The 292-nt window shown below is 52.1% G+C and carries 1 protein-coding gene; it reads left to right on the top strand.

Annotated features, from left to right (window positions below; translation table 11 throughout):
* Positions 1 to 60: 60 nt before the first annotated feature.
* On the top strand, positions 61 to 292 hold a 232-nt coding region (locus tag FS802_RS31980), incomplete at its 3' end, for a TniQ family protein (RefSeq protein WP_186367234.1).

The following is a 292-nucleotide window of genomic DNA, read 5'->3' as shown; positions in this document are numbered from 1 at the left end:
AATAAATGTGGTTATCTCTCGCCCAGTGATAGGACGCAAATGGCATCGAGGATTTAGCATATGCTTCCAATCCATCCACATCCGTTTCCGGATGAACTTCTTACCTCTTGGATGGTGCGACTAGCTTTTGCTAATGGGTTTGCCTTGCATACCTTTTACTCCAGCCTGCTAGGTTACGGGGCGCCTATTTGGAGTCGCGATTCTGACCGCCATCCTCCTTCAGCTCTGCTCGGCTGCTTAGCCACCGCAGCAGGAAGGCCCGTCGAGGAGCTTAGTGGCTTGACCTTGAGCT

Origin of the sequence: Bacillus sp. DE0042 (assembly GCF_007680225.1) — a bacterium.
Classification (GTDB): domain Bacteria; phylum Bacillota; class Bacilli; order Bacillales; family Bacillaceae_G; genus Bacillus_A; species Bacillus_A wiedmannii.
Note: the sequence above shows the minus strand (reverse complement) of the source record. Positions and strands in the feature narration are given on the sequence as shown.